The following is a 5,717-nucleotide window of genomic DNA, read 5'->3' on the forward strand; positions in this document are numbered from 1 at the left end:
CGGGCGTCCGCTGGAAGGTGCCGAGGGCGCACAGGCCGGCAACGGCAGCGCCGCCCCGGCGACCGCGGCCCCGGCCAAGCCGGTGCAGGTCGTGGCCACCCCGGTCAAGGCTGCGCGCCAGGCCGAGCGTGGTGCGGCGGCGAAGAACGATTCGTTCCTGACCCGCCTGGGGCGCAAGCTGCGCTCGCTGGTGTCCAGCTCCTGAGCCGGACCGGCCGTCCGCCGCGTGCGAGGCGCGCGGTGGACGAACACCCGGGCCGCTCCGGCATAATCGCCGGATGAGCGTTCTGCGGTTCGACAATGTCAGCAAACAGTACGCCGGCGGCCACGCGGCGCTGGTGGACGTCAGCTTCGAGGTCGAGGAGGGCGAGATGCTGTTCGTCACCGGCCATTCCGGTGCCGGCAAGAGCACCTTGCTCAAGCTGATCCACCTGAGCGAGCGGCCCTCGCGCGGCGCGGTGCTGTTCGGTGAGCGCAACCTGCTGAAGGTGCGCGGCCGCCGCGTGCCCCTGCATCGGCGCGAGGTCGGTGCGGTCTATCAGGACCATCGCCTGCTCACCGACCGCAGCATCGCCGAGAACGTCGCCCTGCCGCTGATCCTGCGCGGCACCCGTCGCGCCGAGATCGGCAAGCGCGTGCGCTCGGTGCTCGAGCGCATGGGCCTGGGCCACCGCGAGAAGGCGCTGCCCTCGCAACTGTCGGCCGGCGAGCAGCAGCGCGTCGGCATCGCCCGGGCGATGGTCGGCGAACCGCGGCTGCTGGTCGCCGACGAACCGACCGGCAATCTCGACCCGACCCTGGCCGCGGAAATCATGCAGCTGTTCGCCGAACTGCCGGCGCGTGGCACCAGTGTGCTGGTGGTCAGCCACGACCTGGCGCTGCTCAAGCAGATGCGCAAGCGCGTGCTGATCCTGGACCACGGCCGCCTGATCGACGACATCTCGCCGCAGGACCTGGCCGAATGAGCGCGCGCAACGCCGGCGCCGCGGCGCCCTCGCGGCTGGGCGTGTGGTGGGACCACCACCTGCACAGCATCGTCTACAGCCTCGGCCGCGCCATGCGCAAGCCGTGGGCCACGCTGCTGACCATGGCGGTGATGGCGCTGGCGCTGACCCTGCCGCTGGGCCTGTCGATCGCCCTGGACAACCTCAAGCAGTTCGCCGGCAGCGTGCAGCAGTCGCGCGACATCAACGTGTTCCTGAAGACCGACGTCGACGCCGCCGCGGCGCAGGCGCTGGCGCAGACCCTGCGCGGCCGTGGCGACGTGGCCGCGGTGACGCTGCGCACGCCGGCCGAGGGCATGGCCGAGCTGCGCGACAGCGCCGGCCTGGGCGAGGCGCTGGATGCGCTGCAGGACAACCCGCTGCCGACGCTGCTGATCGTCACCCCGGCCGCGGCCGACGACACCCCGCTGGCGACCGCGCTGACCGCGCTGCCGCAGGCCGACCTGGTCCAGCACGACGCGCTGTGGCGCAAGCGCCTGGACGGCTGGCTGCATTTCGGCGAACGCCTGGTGCAGGTGCTGTCGCTGCTGCTCGGCGCCGGTGCGGTGCTGGTGGTCGGCAACACCGTGCGCCTGGACATCCAGTCGCGGCGCGAGGAGATCGGCGTGCTGCAGCTGCTCGGCGCCAGCGACGGCTTCATCCGCCGCCCGTTCCTGTACCTGGGCGCCTGGTACGGTTTCGGCGCCGGAGTGCTGGCGCTGGGCCTGCTCGCGGCCTCCGGCATGGCCCTGGGCCAGCCGCTGGCGGCACTGGCCGACAGCTACGGCAGCCACTTCGTGCTGCACGGGCTGGACGCGTTGCACGCCGGCTTCGTGCTGCTCGGCACCCTGCTGCTGGGCTGGCTCGGCGCCTGGCTGGTGACCGGCCACTTCCTGCGCCAGACGCGGCCCACCGACACCTGAGGCGCACATGGCCGGGCACGAGCTCAAGCATCTGATCAGCGCCGCCCCCCGGGTGATGGTGGTCGATGGCTCGAAGCTGGTGCGCAAGCTGATCGCCGACGTGCTGCATCGCGAACTGCCCGACGTGACCGTGGTCGGCTGCGCCAGCATCGCCGAGGCGCGCGCCGCGCTGGAGGCCGGTCCGGTCGATCTGGTCACCACCTCGCTGGGGCTGCCCGACGGCGACGGCCTGACCCTGGCGCGCAGCGTGCGCGAAGCCGCCGGCCAGGCCTACGTGCCGGTGATCGTGGTCTCCGGCGACGCCCAGCAGCACCTGGTCGAGCGCCGCTTCACCGAGTACGTCACCGACTACTTCGACAAGGCGCTCGGCCACGAGGCGCTGGCCACCTTCATTCGCGGCTACGTGCAGCCGCAGCCGGTGGCCGGCGCCACCGTGCTCTACGTCGAGGACAGCCGGGTGGTGGCCGAAGCCACCAAGCGCATGCTGGAACGCCAGCAGCTGCACGTGGTGCACGTGCTCAGCGCCGAAGACGCGTTCGCCCTGCTGACCGCCGAGTCGCTGGGCCGCACCACCCGCCGCATCGACCTGGTGCTGACCGACGTCACCTTGAAAGGCGAGCTCAACGGCCGCGACGTGGTCCAGCGCATCCGCGTCGACTTCGCCTACGGCAAGCGGCGCATGCCGGTGCTGGTGATGACCGGCGACAGCAACCCGCACACCCAGTCCGAGCTGCTGCGCGCCGGCGCCAACGACCTGGTGCAGAAACCGATCGAGGAGCGTCTGCTGGTCACCAAGGTGCTGTTCCAGTTGCGCCTGGCCCGGCTCGACGAGATCGCGGTGACCTTCTGACCGATGTGATGTCCCGAGCCTGGAAGCGATGAGCAACAACGAAGACGAAAGCCGGATCCAGTTGGAGCCGTCGTGGAAGGCGCAGGTCGGCGACTGGCTGCTGCGCCCGGAGATGCGCGAACTGGCCACCTTCCTGCGCCAGCGCAAGGCCGCCGGCGCGCGGGTGTTCCCGCCGGGGCGGCAGATCTTCGCCGCCTTCGACGCTACCCCGTTCGACAAGGTGGAGGTGGTGATCCTCGGCCAGGACCCGTACCACGGCTACGGCCAGGCGCACGGGCTGTGCTTCTCGGTGCTGCCGGGGGTGCCGGTGCCGCCGTCGCTGCTGAACATCTACAAGGAGATCGAGGACGACCTGGGCATCCGCCGTCCCGACCATGGCTGCCTGCTGCCCTGGGCGCAGCGCGGCGTGCTGCTGCTCAACGCGGTGCTGACGGTGGAGGAAGGCCGCGCCGGCGCGCACCAGGGCAAGGGCTGGGAGGGCTTCACCGACCACGTCGTGGAGACCCTCAACCGCGAGCGCGAGGGTCTGGTGTTCCTGCTCTGGGGCAGCTATGCCCAGGCCAAGGGCAAGGTCATCGACACCCGCCGCCACCGTGTGCTCAAGGCCCCGCACCCCTCGCCGCTGTCGGCGCACCGCGGCTTCCTAGGTTGCAAGCATTTCTCCGCGGCCAATGAGTACTTGAAGCGCCGCGGCGCCGCCCCCATCGACTGGAGTCTGCCGCCGCGCGCAGAGCTGGAAGCGGCGCTGGGCGGCGCCTGAACCGCGGTTGGACAGGGCGACGCTGTCGCCTGACGTGGACGCCATTTTCGCGAACCGGCTGCTACTTTTGCGGTCAGAGAACGGGATGACGATGCGTCCCGATTGTTTCAGTGGCTTGTGCTGCAGTGTCATTCCTGATTCATATGTTGCATAAACAGAACACAGGAACTTTTTACTGTACCCAGCAGTCCAATTATTAGACTGCTAAGATGAGCCCTATGAGCCAGACGCTTACTTCCAACGCATTGGTTGCCAACAACCTCCCGATCCCCAGTCCGCTCGGTTCGCTGGATGCCTATATCGGCGCCGTGCATCAGATCCCGGTGCTGACGTCCGACGAGGAACGTGCACTGGCGGTGCGGTATCGCGACCAGGAAGACCTGGACGCGGCCCGCGAACTGGTCCATTCCCACTTGCGCTTCGTGGTGCACGTGGCCCGCGGCTACAACGGCTACGGCCTGCCGCTGGGCGACCTGGTCCAGGAAGGCAACATCGGCCTGATGAAGGCGGTCAAGCGTTTCGATCCCGACATGGGCGTGCGCCTGGTCAGCTTCGCGGTGCACTGGATCCGTGCCGAAATGCACGAGTACATCCTGAAGAACTGGCGCATCGTCAAGGTCGCCACGACCAAGGCGCAGCGCAAGCTGTTCTTCAACCTGCGCAAGTCCAAGACCCGCCTGGGCTGGATGAACGCGGCCGAGGTCACCGCCGTGGCCAAGGACCTCAACGTGTCCGAGCGCGAGGTGATGGAGATGGAGTCGCGCCTTTCCGGTCGCGACATCGGCTTCGACGCGCCGTCCGACGAGGACGACGACCACGCGCCGCCGTCGCCGGCCGCGTATCTGATGGCCAACGAGGAAGATCCCTCGCAGGCCTACGAGCGCGCCGACAGCGAGGACAACCAGCTGCAGCTGCTGCGCGAAGGCCTTGCGGAACTGGATGCGCGTTCGCGCGACATCATCAAGCGCCGCTGGCTGGATGCCGACAGCAAGATCACTTTGCAGGAACTGGCCGACGAGTACGGCGTGTCGGCCGAGCGCATCCGCCAGATCGAGGCGAACGCGCTGAAGAAGATGAAGGCGCTGTTCGTCGCCTGAGTTGCCTGCGGCGAGCGATTGCAACGCGCGAGAAGGCCCGGCATTGCCGGGCCTTTTTTCTTGTCCTGGGCTGCCCGCGGATTGGCGACTGCCGGCTGCGGAAGTCCATCCGCACGCCGCTGGATCACGACTCCGGCGGACGCGCCACCGGCAGGTGCCAGCCGTAGCGGATCGCCATGAAGCGCAGGCCGAAACACAGCACCGCACCCACCCCCAGGCCCCAGGGCTGCGGCAGGTGCAGCACCTGCGCCACGGCCACCACGCCGCCGCCGAGCAGCGCCGCCACCGCGTACAGCTCGGCCTGCAGTACCACTGGCGTGCGCGCCACCAGCAGGTCGCGGACGATGCCGCCGCCGATGCCGCTGAGCATGCCCAGCAGCGGCGCGCTGAGCGGGCCCAGGCCGAACGCCAACGCCTTGCTGGTGCCGTAGACCGCGAACAGCGCCAGGCCCATCGCGTCGAAGATCTGCACCGGATTGCGCAGGCGCTCGACCGTGTGGTGGCTGTAGAAAGCCAGCAGCCCGGCCAGGCAGGCGACGCCGAGATAGCGCACGTCGGCCAGCGCTGCCGGCGGGGTGGCGCCGATCAGCACGTCGCGGGCGATGCCGCCGGAGACCGCGGCTGCGCACGACAGCACCAGCACGCCGAACAGGTCCAGGCGATGGCGCACGCCGACGGTGGCGCCGCTGATCGCGAACACGAAGGTGCCCAGCAGGTCGAGCAGGAACAGGAAGGTGGCCAAGACGGCACTGCGCTGCAGCAAAAAGGCCGGCTAGGATCGCAGCCCGGCCTTGCAGTGTCACCTGTCCACGGGCGGTGCGGGCTGCGCCTGCGTGTCCTCCGCCGCGGGCGGGTCGCCGAGGATGATGCGCGCGGCGCGCTGGTAGCTCCAGTACGCCCAGGCCCAGTTGAGCAGCACCACCACGCGGTTGCGGAAGCCGATCAGGAAGAACACGTGCGCGGCCAGCCAGAACCACCAGGCCAGCACCCCGGAGAGCTGCAGCCGGCCCAGGTGCACGATCGCGGCCATGCGCCCGATGGTGGCCAGGTTGCCGTAGTCGGCATAGCGGAACGGCACGCTGGCGGTGTCGCCGCGCAGCCGCC

Annotated in this window: 7 protein-coding genes and 1 pseudogene; 6 read left to right on the top strand and 2 right to left on the bottom strand. The window is 69.7% G+C overall.

What is annotated here, in order from left to right; genetic code table 11:
* From rhlB to rpoH, 6 genes are all read left to right on the top strand, one after another.
* On the top strand, positions 1 to 205 hold a 205-nt coding region (gene rhlB, locus D183_RS24725), incomplete at its 5' end, for an ATP-dependent RNA helicase RhlB (protein ID WP_039727521.1).
* A gap of 73 nt (positions 206 to 278) precedes the next feature.
* The gene (gene ftsE / locus D183_RS0113250) at positions 279 to 965 is read left to right on the top strand and encodes a cell division ATP-binding protein FtsE (protein WP_017909423.1); all 687 of its coding nucleotides are present in this window, start codon (positions 279 to 281) and stop codon (positions 963 to 965) included.
* Positions 962 to 1,906 (top strand): permease-like cell division protein FtsX, encoded by a 945-nt coding sequence (ftsX, locus tag D183_RS0113255; protein ID WP_017909424.1) that lies wholly within the window; start codon positions 962 to 964, stop codon positions 1,904 to 1,906. Before ftsE ends, ftsX begins: the two co-directional genes overlap by 4 nt.
* A gap of 7 nt (positions 1,907 to 1,913) precedes the next feature.
* Positions 1,914 to 2,756, top strand: a complete 843-nt coding sequence (locus tag D183_RS0113260; RefSeq protein WP_017909425.1) for a response regulator — start codon at positions 1,914 to 1,916, stop codon at positions 2,754 to 2,756.
* Between the two features lie 28 nt (positions 2,757 to 2,784).
* Entirely contained in the window at positions 2,785 to 3,516 is a 732-nt protein-coding gene (gene ung / locus D183_RS0113265; protein WP_017909426.1) for a uracil-DNA glycosylase, read from the top strand.
* Positions 3,517 to 3,734: 218 nt separating this feature from the next.
* Entirely contained in the window at positions 3,735 to 4,613 is an 879-nt protein-coding gene (rpoH, locus tag D183_RS0113270) for an RNA polymerase sigma factor RpoH (protein WP_026144446.1), read from the top strand.
* Positions 4,614 to 4,737: 124 nt separating this feature from the next.
* Here the strand turns inward: rpoH and D183_RS0113275 are convergent, their stop codons facing one another.
* Positions 4,738 to 5,355 carry a trimeric intracellular cation channel family protein gene (locus D183_RS0113275; protein ID WP_026144447.1) on the bottom strand — a complete coding sequence of 206 codons (618 nt, stop codon included), beginning with the start codon at positions 5,353 to 5,355 and terminating at the stop codon, positions 4,738 to 4,740.
* Positions 5,356 to 5,412: 57 nt separating this feature from the next.
* Positions 5,413 to 5,717 (bottom strand): annotated as a pseudogene (locus D183_RS24730) (NAD(P)/FAD-dependent oxidoreductase); the annotation flags it as partial.

The sequence above is a fragment of the Xanthomonas sp. SHU 199 genome, from assembly GCF_000364665.1.
GTDB lineage: Bacteria > Pseudomonadota > Gammaproteobacteria > Xanthomonadales > Xanthomonadaceae > Xanthomonas_A > Xanthomonas_A sontii.